The organism is Aeromonas sp. Y289-2 (assembly GCF_027705925.1).
Lineage (GTDB): Bacteria > Pseudomonadota > Gammaproteobacteria > Enterobacterales > Aeromonadaceae > Aeromonas > Aeromonas veronii.
This window is the reverse complement of sequence record NZ_JAPDCH010000001.1, coordinates 334,953-354,400: the sequence shown is the minus strand read 5'-3', so window position 1 is coordinate 354,400 and position 19,448 is coordinate 334,953. Positions and strand designations below refer to the sequence as shown.

The window sequence follows — 19,448 nt, the reverse complement described above, 5'->3', positions numbered from 1 at the left end:
GATCCAGCTCAGCCCCTGTTTTGCGCAAGCTCGTACAATGGCGCTCCTTTAGCGGAGGTGTCATGCAGTTACACGAACTCGTCAATACATTCGGTCAGGATCTCAAGCAGCGTCATGGTCAGAAGATCCACAAACTCTCCATCCACGGGGCCTTCACCTGCCCGAACCGTGACGGCACCCTGGGCCGTGGTGGCTGCACCTTCTGCAACGTATCCTCTTTTGCTGACGAGTCGGCTCAGCAACTCTCCGTGGTGCAACAACTGCTGGCTCGCCGGGACGAAGTCACCCGTGCCAAGCGCTATCTTGCCTACTTTCAGGCCTATACCAGTACCTATGCCGAGGTCGAATATCTGCAGCGGATGTATGAAGAGGCGCTGTCAGTGAGCGATATGGTGGGGCTCTGCGTGGGCACTCGCCCCGATTGCGTACCGGATGCGGTGCTGGATCTGTTGGCGGGCTATCAGGCCCGGGGCTACGAGGTGTGGCTGGAGCTCGGGCTGCAAAGTGCCAACGACAAGACCCTGCAACGGATCAACCGCGGCCACGGTTATGCCGCCTATGAGGATGCGGTAAGACGTGCCCATCAGCGCGGCATCAAGGTATGTGCTCATCTGATCGTCGGCCTGCCGGGGGAGGTGCCGATGGACAGCCTCGATACCCTGCATCGTATCGTTGAGACCGGTGTTGAGGGGATCAAGCTGCATCCGCTTCATGTGGTAGAGGGCAGTACTCTCGGCAAGGCGTGGCAGGCGGGGCGCCTTGAGGTATTGACGCTGGAGCAGTATGTGGAAGCCGCTGTCGCCATGATCCAGCACACGCCGCCCGAGGTGGTGTATCACCGGATTTCGGCATCCGCGCGCCGTCCGACTCTGTTGGCGCCAGCCTGGTGTGAAAACCGCTGGACTGCCATGGCGGATATTGCCAAAGCACTCTCATTGAGCGGCCCGCAAGGTCACGCGTTTGGCAGACCCTTCATACTTCCTGACCTATAATTGAGCACCAGATTATTATTTTCACGTAAAACATAGGGTTATATAAAAAACTTCATACCCTAAACTATAGTTTTGGTACGTGCCGGTTGATATAGTGGTGCGCCATAATAAATGTCATTATCAATTAACTCCGACATTCACCCTGGTTGCAGTGTTAGCATGGTGTTGATGAGTCGATTATTTTTACCAATAACGAATCATGCCGCCATTGCTGCTGTGCCGGGAAATTGGGGATGAGTGTCGCGATCTATCTGGACAGGTTTATCCCCTGATAAGTCTCATCAGCGGGAGGGCTACTCGGTTTTAGCGTGGCTATAGCAGGGAAATATGAGCGATGAACGCTCTTATCTACCTCATTTATGCAGTGACAGGATGCTATGCAAGCAGAAACAAGTCGTATTGATGAGTTATTGGAGTGTCTGGTCTTCTTGACCCGTTTTTATGGTGTACCCAACAGTCAGGATGCCCTGACGACCGGGTTGCCACTGGTCTCCGGACGCCTGACAACCGCACTCTTTTGCCGTGCTGCCGAGCGGGGCGGGTTATCCGCCCGTGAAGTGATCCAGCCACTGGCCGATATTTCTCCCTTGCTGCTGCCTTGTGTATTGCAGATGCGCAGTGGTGGCGCCTGCATTTTGCTGGAGTGGAACGAAGATCGCAGCCAGGGGAAAGTGATTTTCCCACAGGCCGGTGATGCCGCGCAATGGCTGACAGCAGCCCAGTTGGGTGATGAGTATCTGGGACGCCTCTTCTACGTGAAGAAGCAGTTCAAGTTTGACGAACGCTCGCCCAAGGTGCTGGAAACCCGTGATGGCCACTGGTTCTGGAGCACCTTGTTCGAATCCCGCGGCATCTATCGCGATGTGCTGATCGCCTCCATTCTGATCAACCTGTTTGCCATCGCCAGCCCTCTTTTCACCATGAACGTCTATGACAAGATTGTGCCCAATCTGGCGTTTGATTCGCTCTGGGTGCTGGCGGTCGGGGCTATGGTGGTCTTTACCTTCGATTTTGTGATGCGGCAGTTGCGCAGTTACTTTATCGATATCGCTGGCAAAAAGTCTGATGTGCTACTGTCCGCCAAGATCTTCGCCAAGGTGATGGGTATGCGGATGGAATCTCGTCCCGCTTCCACTGGCGCGTTCGCCAAACATCTGCAGGAATTTGAATCGGTGCGAGAGTTTTTCACCTCCGCAACGGTTTCTACTCTTATCGATCTGCCCTTTGCCGTCTTCTTCCTTTTTATTATCTGGATGTTTGCCGGTGTGATGGTGGTGGTCCCCATCGTCGCCATGCTGATCCTCATCGCCTACAGCTTCTATATTCAGGAGCCCCTCAAGCAGTCCATCGAAGAGGGTTCACGCCTTGCGTCCCAGAAGAACGCCAACCTGATTGAAAGTATTTCCGGGCTGGAAACCGTCAAGATTTTCGGTGCCGAGAGCATGTTCCAGCATCGCTGGGAACAGGCCGTCTCCCATATTTCCACCTGGGGCGTACAGACCCGCCGCATTACCAACTCTATGTCCTCACTGGCCAGTTATATCCAGCAGGTGGTGACGGTCGGTCTGGTGATCGTCGGTGTTTACCAGATCTCCGAAGGTTTGGTTACCATGGGGGGGATGATTGCTGCCGTGATGCTCTCCAGCCGCGCCATTGCGCCTATGGTGCAACTCTCCGTGTTGTCGACCCGTTATAACCAGGCCAAATCTGCATTGGATATTCTGGAAAAAATCATGCAAACCCCGGGTGAGCAGGAGGAAGGCAAGCAATATATCCATCATCCGGTGATTGCCGGTCGCATTGAATTCGAAAATGTCTCCTTCAAATATCCGGGAATGGAAACCAGCACGCTGCACAATATCAATTTGCGCATTCAGCCGGGCGAAAAGGTGGCGATTATCGGCCGGATTGGGGCGGGTAAAACGACCCTCGAGAAGTTGTTGATGGGACTTTATCGACCGACCGATGGCTCGGTACGTATCGATGGCTTTGAACTCGATCAACTGCCACCTGCGGTGATCCGTCGCAATATCGGCTGTGTTCCGCAAGATGTCATTCTCTTTTTCGGATCGGTGCGGGACAACATCATGCTGGGTAATCCGCTGGTGGATGATGTGAGAGTCTTGCGCGCAGCCAAGCGGGCGGGTGTCACCAACTTTACCAACCGGGATCCCAACGGGCTGGATCGGCAGATAGGTGAGGGGGGGCGTCAGCTCTCCGGTGGCCAGCGTCAGTCGATCCTGCTGGCACGCGCCCTGCTCAATGATCCCCCCATTCTGGTGATGGATGAGCCGACCTCCAACATGGACAATCAGTCCGAGATGCAGGTCAAACAGGAGCTCGCCAGACTGGGCCCGGAAACCACATTGATCCTCATCACTCACAAAACCTCGATGCTGGATGTGGCATCGCGAGTGATCGTCATCGAGCAGGGGCAGATCGTTGCTGATGGCCCCAAAGAGGTGGTGTTGCAGCAGTTGAAGGAAGGCAAGGTGCGCGTGCAGGAGGTGTCCCATGGTTAAGGGGCTCATGGACTGGTTCAAGCGCAGCAAAAAGACGCCTTCCGGCGAGGTATTGCCAGCACCCGAGCATCTGGAGTTTGTCGATGACGGCGCGGCAGCTGTACTGCTGACCACGCCGACCGGAGCTCGTATCCTGCTATGGTGCTGTTTCCTCTTTTTCATGAGTGCCATCGTCTGGGCGGCCTGGGCCGAACTGGATGAAGTCACCGTGGGTCAGGGCAAGGTTATTCCGTCCCGTCAGCTGCAGGTGATCCAGAACCTGGAAGGGGGGATCGTCAAAGAGATCTTCGTCAAAGAGGGGGATATCGTCGAAAAGGGGCAGCCGCTGCTGCGCATTGATGACACCCGTTTCCGCTCCGACTTTAGAGAACGGGAACAAGAGGTAGTCACCCTCAAGGGGGATGTGGCCCGTCTGCGCGCCGAGATGGCCAGTGTCGAGGTGAAAAACGACCCGGCACTGGGGTGGCGTGAACAGGTCGTGGTAGGTGAAGCGCCAATCCAGTTTCCCGATGGTTATGAAACCGTCTTTGCCGAATACGCACACCGTGAGCGGTCTGTACAGCGGGATCGCCTAAATAACCTGAAAAACCAGCTCTATATTCTTGGTCAGCAAATCGAACAGAAAGAGCAGGAGCTGATTGAACTGAATGCCAAGATCCGCACCGTGAATCGCAGTGTGGATCTGGCCAGACAGGAACTGAATATTAGCCGTCCGTTGGCGAAAGAAGGTATAGTGCCTCAAGTGGAGCTAATCAAGCTTGAGCGGCAGGTCAACGAGATGCAGGGGGAGCTGGAGAGCAACCGTCTGCTGATCCCAAAACTCAATTCGGTACTGCGTGAGACCATCTCCAAGCGTAATGATATTGCGCTGAAGTTCAGAGCAGACTCCCAGACTGAACTGAATGAGAAACAGGGGCGGCTTGGCCAGTTATCAGAAGGGCAGGTTGGCTTGCGAGACAGGGTTGACCGGACCAGCGTGATTGCTCCGCTCAAGGGCACCATCAAGAAACTCAAGATCAACACCCTGGGCGGCGTGGTTCAGCCCGGCATGGATTTGATGGAGATTGTGCCGTTGGAGGATACCTTGCTGGTAGAAGCCAAGGTGTCACCGAAAGATATCGCCTTCCTGCGACCGGGGCTGGATGCCATCGTCAAAATTACTGCCTATGACTTTACAATCTATGGAGGATTGCATGGCAAGGTTGAACAGATAAGTGCGGATTCGATCCAGGATGAGGAGGGGAACTCCTTTTATCTGGTTCGGGTTCGAACAGAGAAGAGTTACTTGGGCGATGAGCTTAACGCTCTTCCCATCATCCCCGGTATGTTAGCCAGTGCTGATATCATTACTGGTAAAAAAAGTGTCCTAGACTATTTGCTTAAGCCGATTTTACGGGCAAAGCAGTCGGCACTGAGAGAACGATAAGCCAACAATCTAAAAACAAAACATGACTGGAGATAACATGAAAAAAACGATTGTTGCCATGCTGGTCAGTGGCTGCATCCTGATACCGAGTTTGGGTCAGGCCCAGACTCTGGAAGAGTCGGTGGCACAGACACTTGCTACGCATCCCAAGATCAAGGAAGCGTTTGATCTGTATCAGGCACGACTCTATCAGCATGATGGAGCCAAGGGGGGCTATTATCCTACGATCGATCTGCGTGGCGGCGTAGGCTATGAAAAAACTGACAGCCCTTCTACCCGCGCTGCCAGCGCCAACAGCAATATTGATGATTCCATGACTCGCAAAGAGGCTGGACTCAGTCTGCGGCAAATGTTGTTTGATGGCTTTGATGTCAGCAACAACGTCTCCAGAACCGAAGCTGAAGCCAATGCCCAGCGTCTGGCGATGATCTCCGAAGCTGAAAATACCGCGCTGCGAGTAGCTGAGGTCTACCTCAATATGCTGCGTCAGCAGGAGATTTTGGAACTCTCCAAACAGAACCTGGAAACCCACGAACAAATCCGCAGCGACATCAGCAAGCGGACTGATTCAGGGCTTGGTTCTACTGCGGATCAGACCCAGATTGAAGGTCGTGTTGCCCGGGCCTATTCAAATCAGGCCGCTGCTGAAAACAACTATCGCGACGCAGAGAGTGAATTTATTCGTGTCGTGAACGAGGTACCAAAAGATCTGGTACAGCCGGTTCCCAATACCGAGCTTATCCCGACCAGCCTCGATAGTGCGCTGAAAACGGCGACCGAAGTCCACCCGACCCTGCTCTCTTCCCTGCAGGATATCGAAGCGGCCAAGTATCAACATGAAGGCGCCAAATCCGGTTTCTACCCGAATGTAACATTCGAGGTCGATCAGAACTGGAATGAGGATATCGATGCGGTCAAAGGGCGCAACGATGATCTGACCGCAATGGTGCGCATGCGTTACAACCTGTTCCGTGGTGGTTCTGATGTGGCAGAGAGTAATGCAACATCTGCGCTCTACTCTCAGGCGAAAGACATTCATTTGAATGCGTTTCGCCAGGTTGAGGAAGGCACTCGTCTGGCCTGGAACGCGAAAGAGTCGCTGGCCAAGCAGAAGACCTTCCTGAAAGAGCATGTTGACGCCAGCTATGACACCGTACAGGCATACAAGAAGCAGTTTGGTTTGGGTCAACGGACATTGCTGGACGTATTGAACACCGAGAACGAATTGTTCGAGGCGCGTCGCAGCTATATCACCGCTGAGTATGATGCACTGCTGGCGGACTATCGCATTCTCAACGCGACAGGCAGCCTGCTCAATGCATTTAGCGTCAAACAACCCGCTGAATGGCAGGCCAGGCAATAACCGTTTGTTCATGATCCCGCAGGGATCATGAACGCCAACATGGTGACTGCTGCTGGCAGTCACCATGTTTGGCTAACGCAGGTTGTTGTACGAGCTTTGAGGTGTGCAGCAGTAATAATGCAGCAGGAATATGACGTGACACTCCAGCGTGGTACCGGTAGCAGATGGTGTTATCTTCTCAATGAATGGAGATACCGATCGCTACGCGCTTTGCGCCACTCCTTATGGATCTTGCTGTTACCCTTCTCACTTCTGCTCTGTGCCAGTCAGCCTCTGCCACAGGAAGATCTCAACTTGATCAAACGGGCGGAGCAGACCTATGGCGCCAGAGCCGGCAAGCGTGTAACCAGTTGGCGTATGCTGGTCATGGAGACGAAGGGCAGGGCCCTGAGCGAAGAAAAAAAGCTTGAGCGGGTAAATAATTTTTTCAATCGGATGCGTTTTATTGACGATATCAAGTTGTGGCGCAAAAAGGATTATTGGGCAACCCCGCTAGAATTTTTGGGAGCCGCCGGGGGAGACTGTGAAGATTTCAGTATCGCCAAATACTCTACGCTGCTCGAGCTTGGGATCCCGGATGATAAAATGCGGATGGTGTACGTCAAGGCTCTTGATTACAACCAGTTTCACATGGTGGTGGCATATTATGAGACACCCTCTTCCGTTCCGGTTATTTTGGATAATTTGATAGGCTCGATTCGCCCTGCCACACAGCGGCGTGATCTGGTGCCTATTTACAGTTTTAACGGTAGTCACTTGTGGTTGATGAAGGCACGAGGCCAAGGGGAACTGGCTGGTCAATCATCCCGCTTGGGATTATGGAATGATTTACGCAATCGCATGACCTCGGGGCGATTGGCTCGGCCAGTGGTGAATTTGGATGATTAACCTATGACGCTCTATCGACAGTTATTAGCCACCATGCTGCTGCTGTTTGGATTGTTATTTGCGGCCACATACTGGGTGCAATTCAATTCAACCCGCACTTATCTGGCGCAGCAACAGGAAACAACGGTCATCAATACGGCAACTTCGCTGGGGCTTGCGCTCACACCCTATCTGGAAAACGGTGACAAGGTCGGTGCCGAGTCGGTGATCCAGGCTATTTTTGATGGCGGCTATTATCGATTGGTTCGCCTTGATCTGCTGGCATCAAAGGATGTCATCGAGCAGGAAAATACCAACAATATTCAGGGGGTACCGCGGTGGTTTGTAAATTTGGGACTTTTTCCTGAGGTATCCAACGAATCAATTCTGACATCTGGCTGGTTGCAGCTTGGAAAATTAAAAGTAGTGGGTCACCCCGGCCAGGCTTATTACGAGTTGTGGCGGGGGATGAGCGAGCTGGCGAGCTGGTTTCTGGTCGGCTTTTTGATCACCACAATTTTGTTGATGAGAGCACTCAACTACTTGCTCAAGCCACTCAAACAGATCTGTGATCAAGCCGTCGAGATTGAGCTGCACCATTTCGGTCATATGATCCCGGAGCCTAAAACCCATGAATTGAAGCAGGTCGTTCAGGCGATCAACATCCTCTCAAGCAAGTTGGCGTTGCAGTTCAAAGAGCAAGCCGATGAGGCCGAGAAATTGCGTGAGCGGGTTTATGTCGATGCCGTGTCGGGGCTTGGCAACCGAGCCTATTTTGTGGGTCAGGTAAACGCATGGATAGCGGAGGCTGGCCAAGGTGGCGTCATGCTGGTTGCGGTCGACATGCTGGATGATATCTATCGCGATGAAGGCTTTGCTGCCCGTGACAACATGGTCAAATCGATAGCTCAGGCTTTGAAAGAGCAATTAAAAGGGTGGGATGGCGCAGCCTTGGCACGGATCTCCGCGACGGAATATGCGCTGCTCTGTCCAACTGACGATCTGACTCAGCTAAAAGAGCTGGCTGAAGTGATTAATAGCCGCATTGCCGATCTGGTGGTGAATCCAATGGGCGAAGGGGATGCGCTCTCCGTCATCGGTATTGCCGGTCGTGATGGCAATGATGATCTCTCTGCCTTGTTGACCAAAGCCGATAATGCGCTTGGCAAGGCGCGCAATGAACGCCGTGGTGCTGTGGTGATGGAAGGGGGGACCGAGCAAGGTTTGATGGGGCGTTTGGCCTGGCGAGATCTGGTACAAGATGCCATTTCACGACAACTTTGGCGCTTCAAAGCACAACCAGCTTGCCGGTTTGATAATGGAGCAAGGTTGCATGCCGAGCTGTTTGCTTCTATCTCTCGGGATGGCACAGATTATTTTGCAGGTCAGTTCTTGCCCGCGATTGAACAGTTCAAATTGGGTGGCGAGTTTGACCAGGCGGTGCTTGATGCTTGCGTTCCATTACTGCAAAAACAGTCTGATCTGGTACTGGCGATCAACATCACTGCTGGCTCGCTCTGCTCGGATGAATTTTTAACCTGGCTGACGCGCTATCTGACCGAGTATGCAGAGCTCAAAGAGCGGTTGTTATTTGAAATACCTGAAGCTGCCATCATGAAACATAAAGACAACGTGGCTGCGTTGGTGGGCACCTTGCAAGCTCATGGTTTCCAGTGGGGGGTTGACCACTATGGTCGTCACTTCCAGTCTCTGGGCTATCTGGAGGAGTTGTCGCCGGCTTATGTCAAGGTTGATCACGGTTATACCAGTCAGGTCATGGAGCCGGGGGCTGACACCTCATTCCTGGCTGCAGTGTGTCGCGCCGCACACAATGCCGGTGTGACGACTATTGCAACCCGAGTCGAAGATCAACATCAAGTGGAACTGCTTTCCAAGTTGCATATAGATGGTTACCAGGGATTTGTTCATCCTGCCTTCCCATTGTCTTGAATTAAATGCTGGAAATGGCCCCGATAGGGGCCTTTTTTATACCAGTCACTTCTCTTTTCGCCATTTTTCTATAACCAACTCAAGGCCGGTCTTGAATGGGGCTGTGTCTAGGGTTCTGATTTGTATTAAGAAATTCCAACTCTTCGATTTTTTTCCGTCCTTTTGTTGAATTCCTCTCGAACGTACGTTTTTTTGCAACGGAACAGCGCGCTATCTCCTTCTACGGTGTAGACATCAAGATCTGTCACCTTGGAGCAATGGATATGCGTACCCAAATCATCGACAAGTCCGTGGTTGTCTCAGCTATCGAAGGCAATGTGGAGATTGTGCTGGCTGATGGAAGCAGCCGCCCTCTGCAAAAAGGGGAAATTCTCCAACCCGGAGCCAAATTGACCATAGCTGATGACGCCAAGCTGGCTCTTTCCCCTTATGACGATACTCCAGCATCGGATGTACCGGCAGGTTCCGAGTCCGCTGAACCTGCTCAACCGCAAGTGGCGGCCAGCCAGGAAGGCGCACCTTCAGATATTGCCGCATTGCAAGAATCGATTCTGCAGGGTGTTGACCCGACTCAAAACTTTGAGGCTTCTGCTGCTGGTGGGGCACCAGCGGCCGGTGGTGGTGGCGGTATTGGTGGGGTTGCGGGGGCCAGTGGTAATGGTGGTTTCGTCACAATTGATCGAACAGGCGATGCCACGATAGCGGCTGCAGGGTTTGATACCACCTATCAGTCCGAGCCGTTTATCAACACTGAACAAGCAGCTGAACCGCTGCTTGAGCCAGAGCCGCTGGAGAATATCCTGCTAGATGAAAGCGAGGTCATTTCGCTTGATGAAGATAGCTCTACAAGCGGTAATCTACTGGCAAACAGTTCCAACCCCGATGGTCCGCAGGCTGCCTCTATCATCAGTTACAGCTGGGGGAGCAACATAGACGTACCTGCTGGCGTGTCGTCGACTCTGACAGGAATTGGCACGCTGATCATCAATAGTGATGGTTCTTTCACCTTTACCCCGGCTCCTGATTATTCCGGAGCCGTACCTACCGTGAGTTATGTGGTTACCGATGGCACTGATATCGTCACGTCAACCTTGACGCTGATAGTGACTCCACAAGGTGACATCGATTTCAACGCTGAGGCCCTGAATGCGGGTGCGACCGAAACGGATGGCACGGTACAGGTGCTGCTGAGCAACACCGTGAGTATCAGTGATGGCGATGGTTCAGAGACCTGGACCAGCCTGGTATACACCTTCGACAACCTGCCGGCGGGGACCGAGGCGGTGGGTGGCAATCTGGTGGGTAACGTCCTGACAGTGAACGTGGTGGCGGGGGCATTGCCGCCGGCGTTCGGGCTGGTGTTCCCTGCAGACTATTCGACCGCAGGCGTGGCGGGCAGTACCAGCAATAGTGGCGCGCCTATCAGCTACACAGTTGTGGCGACCACCAACGAAGGTAGCGCGAGCAGCAGTGGCAGCATCACCATCAATGTGGAAGGGGATATCAGTGTCAGCGCGACTGACCTGGTGGAAGCTGAAACAGACGACCCGATAGTGGTATCGCTGGCGGCGCAGCTGGGTGTTACTGCGACCGACGCGGATGGTTCGGAGCAGGTGACCGGCGTGACGGTGACACTGAGCGGTGTGCCGGCAGGTGCGTTGATGGGGGCAGGCTGGGTGGCTGGCGCGGTGGCGGGTAGCTACAGCTGGAGCGGTGCGAGCACAGCGGGAGTGCCGGGCTTTAGCTTGCCGGCGGACTGGAGCGGGGTCGTGAGTGGCAACGTGGCGGGGACCACGGACGAGGGCGGGGCAGACAACAAGCCCTTCACCGTAACTATCAATGCCGGCCATGACATCGACTTCAACGTCGAGGCGCTGAATGCGGGTGCGACCGAAACGGATGGCACGGTACAGGTGCTGCTGACCAACACAGTGAGTATCAGCGATGGCGACGGGTCAGAGACCTGGACCAGCCTGGTGTATACCTTCAACAATTTGCCTGCGAATACCACTGCAGTGGGTGGCACCCTGGTGGGTAACGTCCTGACAGTGAACGTGGTGGCGGGGGCATTGCCGCCGGCGTTCGGGCTGGTGTTCCCTGCAGACTATTCGACCGCAGGCGTGGCGGGCAGTACCAGCAATAGTGGCGCGCCTATCAGCTACACAGTTGTGGCGACCACCAACGAAGGTAGCGCGAGCAGCAGTGGCAGCATCACCATCAATGTGGAAGGGGATATCAGTGTCAGCGCGACTGACCTGGTGGAAGCTGAAACAGACGACCCGATAGTGGTATCGCTGGCGGCGCAGCTGAGCGTGAGTGCGAGCGACGCGGATGGTTCGGAGCAGGTGACCGGCGTGACGGTGACCCTGAGCGGTGTCCCGGCAGGTGCGTTGATGGGGGCAGGCTGGGTGGCTGGCGCGGTGGCGGGCAGCTACAGCTGGAGCGGTGCGAGCACAGCGGGAGTGCCGGGCTTTAGCTTGCCGGCGGACTGGAGCGGGGTCGTGAATGGCAATGTGGCGGGGACCACGGACGAGGGCGGGGCAGACAACAAGCCCTTCACCGTGACCGTCACTGCAACTAACGATGCTCCCATGCTGACTGTCTCGGATCTGCGCATATCCGAGGAGGGATTGCCGAGATCCAATCCAGACAATTCACCCAATCCCGGCGATATTACCGACAGCACCTCGACCAATGCGACGGCAAATGTGACAGATATAGACAGCAATACCTTTACGTTCACTCTTTCTGCTCCATCTGGCCTGAGCTCTGGAGGTTTACCAGTTGTGTGGAGTGGTATGGGGTCTGCGACACTGGTGGGGTCAGCGGGAGGGCTCCCTGTCATACAAGTATCTGTAGATCCGGTTGGAAAATATACCGTCACCTTGCTGGGGCCCATCGATCATGAATTTGGAGACAATAAGGAAGGACTGAAGACATTTACCTTCAACATGTCAGCCAGTGATGGTGACTTGAGTGATACCAAGCAGGTCAGTGTTGTTATTGAAGACGATATGCCCGTGATCACAGGCATCGAAAGTCTGGAAGTGATGAATGTTGCCGACATTACCACCGGTGGATTGTTTGGCGTCTCTTTTGGTGCTGATGGCCCTCTGGGTACTGGTGGACTGAAACTGACTGGATGGCCTGATTTGGCAGGGATCACCGAAACATTGTCGACTGATGGCAAGACTCTGGTAGCAACCATTGATGGTAGTGGGCAGCCACCTAAAGTGTTCTATACATTGACACTCAGTGACGACAATACTTACAGCTTTGAACTGGTTACTCCCCAGCCAACCCAGACTTTCTCGATCGGAGCACAGTTCGGTGCTGGCGGGCCTGTTGAGACGATCGGAGTTACTGCTGGCAGTATTGGTGTCCTGTTCGATGGTCTGCTGTTCAATGGCAGCGTCAATAATCCTCAGGATCTGCCGGGGAGTGATGCAGATAATCTCAACCCGAACAACAATGGTTTCGGGATTAAGAACGGCAACCTGGACAATAACGAAGGGTTTAAGGTATCCACGACGACAGCCGTTGATGGGCTCTCTTTCAACGTCTACGGGGTTGGCAACACCAATACCAGCACCATACAGTGGGTGGCTTATGCTGCCGATGGCGTGACCGTCGTCGATTCCGGAGAGCTTGTTCTGTCAGGACTCAAAGGGTCGATGCAGTTGGCCAGCATAGAACCCGATGGGGAGTTCAGCCAGCTTTATGTCCGCTTTGTGCTGAATGGCAATGACTCAGTGAGGATCGAGAATTTCGGAGTGATCGACAAGATCACGCCTCCTGATATTGACCTTGATTTCAGTGCTACCTTGACTGATGCCGATGGAGATAAAGCCAGCGCCAACTTTACTGTATCGGTCAAGAGCAATGAGCCTCCCGTCGCGTCCAATATTCTGGTTGTGGGCAGCAACACCTCGGATACCCCCGACACTACCGGGACCCCCGGCACGGATGATGATCACAAGGTGCCCAACTCCAACGGTAGTCTGGATGGTCTGGTTGCAGGCGGTGCTGGTCACGATATTGTGGTGGGGGACATCGGAGGCACCAGTACCAATTTCATCCCGGGTAAGAATTACAATATTGCCCTGGTGGTCGATGTGTCTGGCAGTATGGCTGGATCACGACTGAATATGCTCAAGGCCTCCCTGACCCATTTGGTCAACCAGTTGAAAGATCATGATGGTGAGATCAATGTCACCTTGATTGGTTTTGCGGCGAATGCCAGCGAGAGTGTGACAATAGTAGGGCTTGGTGCCAGTAATGTGAGCAACCTGACCAATGCCATTGATGCACTGGTTGCCAATGGTGGCACCAACTATGAAGCCGCGTTCAATCAGGCCGTGCAGTGGTTCAATGATGGTAGCAAGGCTGCTCCCGGTTACCAGAACCTGACATTCTTTGTCACGGATGGTAACCCGACTTACTACCTCAATGACAGCAATCAGGTCGCCGGACCAGGCAACAGCACCACATTTGAGGTGATCAAGGAGTCGGTGGATGCTTTTGTTTCACTCAGTGCCATCAGTCAGGTCAATGCAATCGGGGTGACCAATGATGTTAACAAGGATTTGTTGAAGTTCTTTGATAACACGACTGAAACGGCAGATCAGTTTTACTCGGCAGGCAGCTTCCTTGACTTGGCCACCTTTGGTAGTGGTAGCGGCATAAATGCCGCCTCGGGATGGGTGCTCAGTGGTGATGCTCAGGGATCGCATACTGTTACGAATGGAAGCTTGCGGATCCGGGATGATCGAACCGGTTCTGATTCTGACAGGACAATATTGGCGCTCGCCGTGGCCAATGCCATCCAGGTTTCTGCGGCACAAGCCGGAGCAAGTCTGCAGTTCCAGTATGCCTTGAATGGTGTTAATAGCAGCGACAGCTTCACCTGGAAGTTGGTGAAACTCGAGGGTGGTTTCTGGGATATGCTCAATCCAGTGCAAACGGGCACCATTACTGGCGTTAGTTCGTCTGTTTTGACGGCTTACAGCACTATCACAACCGATGGACTGCCTGTCGGGCAATACGGGTTTGTGTTCGAACTGCTCGACAGCTCCAATGACCGGAATGCTGAGGTACGGATAGACAATATCCGGATCGAGCAGGGTTTCAATGCTCCGATCGGCGATGCCCAGATTGTGACCAGTGCCGAGCAGTTGACGGCAGCCCTGACCGAGGGGGATCAGATTACCGTGTTGCTGGGGGCCGGCAATGACGTGGCCGATGGTGGTGTTGGCAATGACATCCTGTTTGGCGATGTACTCAATACCGATACGCTGGCCAGCGAGTTGGGACTGGATCTGCCCCAAGGTTCTGGTTGGCTGGTATTTGAAACGCTGGAGTCCAGTCATGGGTGGACACGTGAACAGACGGTGGATTACATCCGGACCCATATTACTGAGCTGAGTGGGGAGAGTAGCCGCAGTGGTGGTAATGACACCCTATATGGTGGCAGTGGCAACGATATCCTTTTTGGCCAGGAAGGGAACGACACCCTTGTTGGAGGTGTCGGTGATGATTATCTGGATGGTGGTTCTGGTAGCGATATACTCACGGGCGACCTTGGTAAGGACATTCTGATCGGCGGCCTTGGCAGCGATACCATGACCGGTGGTGGGGAGAGTGACAGCTTCAAGTGGCTGGCGGGGGATGCGGACGGCAGTATCGATACCATTACTGATTTCACTTTAGGTGATACCAACAATGGTGGAGATGTACTGGATCTCTCGGATCTGCTGGTCGGCGTACCTGCAGTGGGGAACAACGAGGATCTGGCAGCCGTGCTGGACAACTATCTGCAGTTCAACACGACGACCAAGACGTTGACGATAGATCCTGCCGGGGCCGGTGGGAGCCCGGAACTGACCATCCAGTTCCAGAATTCACTCGACCTCGCCTCACTGGGCTCCAATCAGGAGATCATCAAGCACTTGCTGGATGACGGTAACTTGAAGGTTGATCCGTAACCCTGTCTTGGGGCCGGGCTTGCCTGGCCCCTGTTTTTTCCTCAAGGGGATGGATAAGATAGCGGCAGTAGAGGAGAGGGTTAATCATGCAGTCATTCAACTGGGTCGACATTGATGGCATCCGTTATAGCTGGGATGGGCAGGGGAACATTACCTGCGCAGGCCAGTTTGGCTATCAGGCCTCGATCGCGGGGGATCGGCTGGATGGGATGGAGATTGAGAATGAGGCCGGTGATGTAGCGGGCTCGCTCTATGTTGACTTCGCTACTGCCTCTATCACTTATGTGCCGGTCATGGATACCGAGTCTGCCCATAACATGATTCTGGTTGGCCATCATCAGGGGCAGCAGGAATATCCGCTGGCCAGTTTTCACTCTCCGTTGTTGCAAGATTTGCTAGGACCATCTGATACCATCCCTTGGTCTGCGATGGAGGAGGATAGTGGTGGCACCAATATCGGACAGGCGGTGCAAGGACACGTTCTGTCGTGGGACTCGTTCCATTTCGATGATGAGGTGTTGGTCTGTGGCGCGGCTCCTGCGCTGGATATGGCAAACCAGAGCCAGGATCCCGGCAGCATGGTCACCATTAGTCTCGATCTGACCAATCAGATACTGGATCAGCTCCCCCCCTTGCACGATATATGAATCCCGCAGCTGCACGGGCATAATGGCCTCAATCTTTCCGATTGAGGTTTTTTTCTATGTGGCGTCCCCTTCTTACTCTTTCCGCTCTGGTTGTCAGTGCTCCGCTGCTGGCGATTGAAGTGCCGCAAGCGCCCCATCTGGTGGTGAGCGGTTATGCCGAGCAGAAGACCGAACCCGATATGCTCACCCTCAATGTGGCGGTGAGTGCACTGGATAAGCAGGGCCTCAAGGCCAAGCAGCAGGTCGATACCAAGGTCGCAGCCTTTTTCAGCCAACTGGAAGGGTTGGGGATCAAGCGCAGCGATGTTGAGGCTGGCAACCTGATGGTCTCTCCGGAATATCAGTATGGCGAGAACAAGAAGCCGGTATTGTTGGGGTATCGTGCCCAACGGCAATTGGCGGTCAAACTCTATCAACTGGATAAATTGAGCCCCCTGATGGATACCGCCCTCAAAGCCGGGCTGGAGTCTGTATCCCAGATTGAGTACGGGTTGAAGTCGCCGCAGGTCATCAAGGAGCAGGCCCGTTTGAAAGCAGTTGAGGATGCCAAAACCAAGGCTGAATCTCTGGCCAAGGCGTTCGGTATGAAGCTTGGCAAGGTCTACAGTGTGGAGTACCGCAATGCTTCGCCCATTACCGCCTACAGCCGCAACCTGAAGGTGGTGCAGGCCATGGCGATGGCTGCTCCCGCGCCGGATATGGCGGACAACAGCTATCAACAACAGCAGATCACGGTAAGTGATAATATCGAGGCTGTTTTCTTGCTGGAGTGATGCCCGTCGTTTAAGTCCAGTCATGAACAACCCCGCCATTTGCTGCGGGGTTTTTATTGCACATCGATGCAGATATAAAAAAGCCGACGCTCGTGTTTACTTAATCGCGCGTCGGCTTTTTGTTGGCGGGGTTTATCAGGCGGTTACAGCATCAGCCTTGGTCGCTTCAGGAGCAGGGTTGCGGATGAGGTAATCAAATGCACCCAGTGCGGCGGTGGCGCCAGCGCCCATGGAGATGATGATCTGCTTGAACGGTACCGTGGTGGCATCCCCTGCGGCGTAGACGCCGGGCAGGGAGGTCGCGCCCTTGGTATCGATCTCGATCTCGCCAAAGCGGGTCAGGGCAATCTCGCTCCCTTTCAGGAACTCGGTGTTCGGTACCAGGCCGATCTGGACGAAGATACCCGCCACCGCCAGGTGTTTGATCTCACCTGTGGTGCGATCTTCGTAGTCCATACCGACCACCTTGGTGCCATCACCGATCACTTCGGTGGTGCGCGCGCTCATGATGATGTCGATATTGCCCATGGAGCGAGCCTTCTTCTGCAGCACTTCATCGGCACGCAGGGTGTCGGCGAACTCCACCACAGTCACATGCTCGACGATGCCAGCCAGATCGATGGCCGCCTCGATACCGGAGTTACCGCCACCGATCACAGCTACTCGCTTGCCCTTGAAGAAGGGACCATCGCAGTGCGGGCAGTAGGCCACGCCCTTGGTGCGGTACTCAAGCTCGCCCGGTACGTTCAGATCGCGCCAGCGGGCACCGGTAGCCAGGATCACGGCGCGGCTCTTCAAGGTGGCACCAGAGGCGAGATCCACGTTCACATATCCATCTTTGCTGATGGCGGCGGCGCGCTGTTCGGTGATCACTTCCACGCCGTACTCTTTGACGTGCTGCTCCAGGCTGGCGGCCAGCTTGGGGCCTTCGGTGTAGGGCACTGAGATAAAGTTCTCGATGCCGACGGTGTCCATCACCTGACCACCGAAACGTTCGGCAACGATGGCGGTGCGAATGCCTTTACGAGCGGCATAGATGGCCGCTGCGGCGCCAGCCGGGCCACCGCCCACGACCAGCACATCGTAGGGATCTTTCTCATTCAGCTCGGCTGCCTTGCGCTCGGCAGCACCTGTGTCAAGTTTGGCGACGATCTCTTCCAGCGAGATCCGCCCTTGGCTGAACGGTTGGCCGTTCAGGTAGACATTCGGTACCGCCATGATTTGACGCTCATTGACCTCTTCCTGGAACAGGGCGCCGTCGATCATGGTGTGAGTGATGCCGGGGTTCAGGGTCGCCATCAGGTTGAGGGCCTGTACTACGTCCGGGCAGTTGTGGCAGGAGAGGGAGATATAGGTCTCGAAGTGGAACTCACCCTTGAGATTGCGGATCTGCTCCTGCACGGCCGCATCGGCCTTGGAGGGGTGGCCGCCGCTTTGCAGCAGGGCGAGCACCAGAGAGGTAAATTCATGACCCATGGGGATGCCGGCAAAGTGAACGCGCGGGGCTTGGCCCTGCGGCGCGACACTCATGGAAGGCTTGCGAGCGGCAGTGCCAGAGGTCTGGGTGATCTTGGGGGACATCTCGGCGATCTCGCTGGCCAGTGCCAGCAGCTCTGCAGATTTGTCGCTGTCGTTGCCGGACACGCTGATCTCGATGGGATTGACGATGTACTGCAGATAGGTGTTCAGCTGTTGTTTGAGGTTGGTATCCAACATGGTCGAATTCCTTCTTGTAATGGCGAGTTGGCATTAAATGTGAGTCGGTCTGCTTTCAGGCCTATTTGGCAATGCCGGAAAGCAGACCGGCCCTTATGCGGGCCGGTCTTGGAAGCGGGAGGCTTAGATCTTGCCTACCAGATCCAGGGACGGGGCCAGAGTGGCTTCGCCTTCTTTCCATTTAGCCGGGCACACTTCACCCGGGTGGGAGGCAACGTACTGGGCTGCTTTGACTTTGCGCAGCAGTTCCAGTGCGTCACGGCCGATGCCGCCGGCGTTGATCTCGACGATCTGGATGATGCCCTGCGGGTCAATTACGAAGGTACCGCGGTCAGCCAGACCAGCTTCTTCGATCATCACGCCGAAGTTGCGGGTGATGGTACCAGTCGGGTCACCAATCATCGGGTACTGGATCTTCTGAATGGTGTCAGAAGTGTCGTGCCATGCTTTGTGAGTGAAGTGGGTATCGGTAGAGACAGAGTAGATCTCGACGCCCAGCTTCTGGAATTCAGCGTAGTTGTCAGCCAGGTCGCCCAGCTCGGTCGGGCAAACGAAGGTGAAGTCAGCCGGGTAGAAGAAGACCACGGACCACTTGCCTTTCAGGTCAGCGTCAGACACCTGAACGAATTTGCCATTGTGGTAGGCGGTAGCATTGAACGGCTTGATTTCAGTGTTGATGTAGGTAGACATGTAATTGCTCCTTGGTGATGTACATATGCCGGTCTGGTGTTGAAGAGTCTTGCCAGACGAGGCGCTTAACTTTCGATGGATTCATCATAGGGGCTTCCGTTAATCGATAAAAGCCGCAATTTTGAATCGCTTAAATCTACTTATTAGATAGCTCACTATGGCTGTACCTAACATGAATATCTCTGACCTACTGAGATAACTCCTTGTCGTGGTTCAATGTCTGTGCGCTGCATCGCCTTTTCAAGGCATAAGAAGGGGTGTGCAGAGCCACGATGACGCGATGAGATAAACGGTGGTGCAAACAGGTGGCGAGGAGGTTGAGGCCGTTGGTCGCAGCGATGGGGATGTGCTGGCAAGGGGAGGCCGAAAGGCGCAGATAAAAAAAATCCCGGCGCTATCGCAACGACAGGGCCGGGTCATCAAACAAGGAATGGCTATATAAACAAATGCTTTACAGCAAAGACTAACTACGGGGTGTGCAAACTTGCAGACATATGAGAGGAAGATAATGGGTGCAC

Annotated in this window: 11 protein-coding genes; 9 read left to right on the top strand and 2 right to left on the bottom strand. The window is 54.3% G+C overall.

Annotated elements, in window-relative coordinates; all coding sequences use genetic code 11:
• Positions 1-62 precede the first annotated feature (62 nt).
• The 9 genes from OKC43_RS01605 to OKC43_RS01565 all read left to right on the top strand — a co-directional run bounded on the left by OKC43_RS01605 (position 63) and on the right by OKC43_RS01565 (position 16,524).
• On the top strand, positions 63-992 hold the full coding sequence (locus OKC43_RS01605; RefSeq protein ID WP_216962156.1) for a TIGR01212 family radical SAM protein: 930 nt from the start codon (positions 63-65) through the stop codon (positions 990-992).
• 377 nt (positions 993-1,369) lie between these two features.
• A complete protein-coding gene (locus tag OKC43_RS01600) occupies positions 1,370-3,514 on the top strand; it encodes a type I secretion system permease/ATPase (RefSeq protein ID WP_005350980.1) in 2,145 nt (714 codons plus the stop codon).
• The gene (locus OKC43_RS01595) at positions 3,507-4,940 is read left to right on the top strand and encodes an HlyD family type I secretion periplasmic adaptor subunit (protein WP_005350982.1); all 1,434 of its coding nucleotides are present in this window, start codon (positions 3,507-3,509) and stop codon (positions 4,938-4,940) included. The genes OKC43_RS01600 and OKC43_RS01595 overlap by 8 nt, the downstream gene beginning before the upstream one ends.
• A gap of 37 nt (positions 4,941-4,977) precedes the next feature.
• Positions 4,978-6,303: a TolC family outer membrane protein gene (locus OKC43_RS01590; RefSeq protein ID WP_005359768.1), complete on the top strand. Its 1,326-nt coding sequence runs from the start codon at positions 4,978-4,980 to the stop codon at positions 6,301-6,303.
• Positions 6,304-6,438: 135 nt separating this feature from the next.
• Complete coding sequence (locus OKC43_RS01585) at positions 6,439-7,191, top strand: transglutaminase-like cysteine peptidase (protein WP_005350994.1); 753 nt, start codon at positions 6,439-6,441, stop codon at positions 7,189-7,191.
• Between the two features lie 3 nt (positions 7,192-7,194).
• The gene (locus OKC43_RS01580) at positions 7,195-9,120 is read left to right on the top strand and encodes an EAL domain-containing protein (RefSeq protein WP_106843944.1); all 1,926 of its coding nucleotides are present in this window, start codon (positions 7,195-7,197) and stop codon (positions 9,118-9,120) included.
• A 263-nt stretch (positions 9,121-9,383) separates the two neighbouring features.
• Entirely contained in the window at positions 9,384-15,104 is a 5,721-nt protein-coding gene (locus OKC43_RS01575; protein WP_270803747.1) for a retention module-containing protein, read from the top strand.
• A gap of 86 nt (positions 15,105-15,190) precedes the next feature.
• On the top strand, positions 15,191-15,751 hold the full coding sequence (locus OKC43_RS01570; protein WP_005337339.1) for a hypothetical protein: 561 nt from the start codon (positions 15,191-15,193) through the stop codon (positions 15,749-15,751).
• A gap of 56 nt (positions 15,752-15,807) precedes the next feature.
• Positions 15,808-16,524, top strand: coding sequence for an SIMPL domain-containing protein (locus OKC43_RS01565; RefSeq protein ID WP_181281650.1), 717 nt, complete (start codon positions 15,808-15,810; stop codon positions 16,522-16,524).
• A 135-nt stretch (positions 16,525-16,659) separates the two neighbouring features.
• Here the strand turns inward: OKC43_RS01565 and ahpF are convergent, their stop codons facing one another.
• Positions 16,660-18,240: an alkyl hydroperoxide reductase subunit F gene (gene ahpF / locus OKC43_RS01560; protein WP_270803746.1), complete on the bottom strand. Its 1,581-nt coding sequence runs from the start codon at positions 18,238-18,240 to the stop codon at positions 16,660-16,662.
• Between the two features lie 123 nt (positions 18,241-18,363).
• The gene (gene ahpC / locus OKC43_RS01555; RefSeq protein ID WP_005337335.1) at positions 18,364-18,930 is read right to left on the bottom strand and encodes an alkyl hydroperoxide reductase subunit C; all 567 of its coding nucleotides are present in this window, start codon (positions 18,928-18,930) and stop codon (positions 18,364-18,366) included.
• Between the last annotated feature and the right edge of the window lie 518 nt (positions 18,931-19,448).